At 38.9% G+C, this 2,027-nt stretch carries 1 protein-coding gene, 2 tRNA genes and 1 rRNA gene; all 4 read right to left on the reverse strand.

From position 1 onward, the window contains the following. A 16S ribosomal RNA gene (locus tag QQZ12_RS16885) occupies positions 1-171 on the reverse strand; the annotation flags it as partial. A gap of 735 nt (positions 172-906) precedes the next feature. Next, positions 907-1,527, reverse strand: coding sequence for a DUF998 domain-containing protein (locus QQZ12_RS16890; RefSeq protein WP_284724688.1), 621 nt, complete (start codon positions 1,525-1,527; stop codon positions 907-909). 328 nt (positions 1,528-1,855) lie between these two features. After that, positions 1,856-1,929 (reverse strand) — tRNA-Met (locus QQZ12_RS16895). A gap of 5 nt (positions 1,930-1,934) precedes the next feature. Then, positions 1,935-2,011, reverse strand: a tRNA-Met gene (locus QQZ12_RS16900). Between the last annotated feature and the right edge of the window lie 16 nt (positions 2,012-2,027).

The raw sequence follows: 2,027 nt of genomic DNA on the forward strand, positions 1-2,027 counted from the left end.
GAGATTATCTGGTATTAGCACCGGTTTCCCGGAGTTATCCCAGTCTTACGGGCAGGTTACCCACGTGTTACTCACCCGTTCGCCGCTAGGGTCCGAAGACCCCCGCACGACTTGCATGTATTAGGCATGCCGCCAGCGTTCATCCTGAGCCAGGATCAAACTCTCCGTTAAAGGTTTCACACCGAAGTGTGAATGAGGTTTGAGTCTATGCTCGAAGTTGATACTCCGCCGAGCAAAGCTCGCGGAGTTGTGAAACACTAAACACTAAAGTGTTAAGTGTTTCATCGAATTGACAGGTCACGTTGTCACTCTTTAGTTTTCAAGGAACGCTTCATTTTCATTCAACACCGCTCATTTCGCGGCGACAAGAAAAATCTTATCATTTCCTGTGATAAATGTCAACTACTTTTTTTGTTGTTTTTATCATGTGTGTAACAAGTCATCAAATAATGCGATAAAAGCAACATGTAATAACGTAGCATGATCGCACAATAAAATCAATACTTTTTTATGATGTATCGCCTTAATCCATGTTGTCCTGAAAATTACCTATGCTCAACAGAAAAAGACCATCTCCTTTTGAATTTACTCCATTTGGTGGTGTATTTGCGCTCATGTGTTTCCAGGCTAATCTGCATAAATATTTTTTAGCTACTCATTGCTTATCTCACTGCAAGTTCTGATTCTGTGCTCTCAAAACTAATACGTTTTGGTTGTCCAAAAGCGATTATTGCCTTTGTCCTGCCCATCGGCAACTCCCTTGCAGCAGTTGCAATATCAATATGGAGAGGCAATGCGATCCAATTAAAGAGATATTAATACTCTTTCAGTTACAAACAAACAACAGCAAACATTTATCTGGGATTAGACCAATCCCCCACTCTTTAAACAAGAGTAGGGGATTGGTTAATGTAATGAAATAAGAGTTGGTAGCATGATGCTGAAAATCAAAAAATAAAGCGCACTCGAAAACAAAAAGCCTCTCTCTACTAAGCCAAAAATCTTTTTCATCGGTGAAACAAACATACCTAAAATAACGCCTATCAATGATATTTTGGTGATCCAAGTGAGAATTACCAAAGTAGTTGCATATGCTGAACTTATACCCATTTGAACAAATACCGGAGTTAAATTAAAAATAATTGTCGCAGTCATTGTAAACTGAATGATTGCAGACAAATAATGCAACCTTCCTGTTGTTGTCCTTTTTTCTCCTTCGAGGTCAGTTGGAAAAACAAGCACACCTAAAATCGTCAGCGCTCTTATTCCTAACATGATAATAGCAGCTGTCTTAAAATGAAAATCTTTATCCCAACATAACAAAACAAAAACAAGTAACAGCGACGATATGATGTTACATACTCCTGATAAAACTTGTAACTTCCTAGATTCACCAACACCATAATCACTTACAGCATGATAAATCGGATTGTAATTTCTAAATTTAACATGAAGATATAGAATTATTAAAAAGTAACCTACAACGGCCAATGCACTTAAGTAAGATAAAAGAGTTATTATGTTCATTTTGATCTCCATCCGTTGTTGTAATTACACTTTTTTTATAAGTGTCATAACAGCAATTGTCTGTTATATCACTTAACTTTTTCTATTTTAACACAAGAAAATTACACTAAAAATCGATCCGCTTACATATTGTCTAAAGGGACTGTTTTGTATCAAAGGATCTATCAGATACCAACAACATTTTACAGGGATTAAGTAACCCCAGCCTTTTTAAAAGCTGGTTTGGTCGTTAGATTTTTCTCTATATAAGCCCTATTTCACCTATTGTTTCAAAAAAGCTTTGCAAAATAAAAAAGATCAACCCCAATGGGGTTGATCATCTCGGTAATAGCGGCGGAGGGCCTCGAACCCCCGACCTCACGGGTATGAACCGTACGCTCTAGCCAACTGAGCTACGCCGCCATGTTTGGTTGCGGGGACAGGATTTGAACCTGCGACCTTCGGGTTATGAGCCCGACGAGCTACCAGACTGCTCCACCCCGCGTCGTTCCCATCAAAAG

Origin of the sequence: Laceyella tengchongensis (assembly GCF_900182735.1) — a bacterium.
Classification (GTDB): domain Bacteria; phylum Bacillota; class Bacilli; order Thermoactinomycetales; family Thermoactinomycetaceae; genus Laceyella; species Laceyella tengchongensis.

What these genes read in the sequence shown, in the direction of transcription:
- QQZ12_RS16890 (WP_284724688.1), bottom strand. Translation starts at nt 1,527, where the DNA reads ATGAACATAATAACTCTTTTATCTTACTTAAGTGCATTGGCCGTTGTA.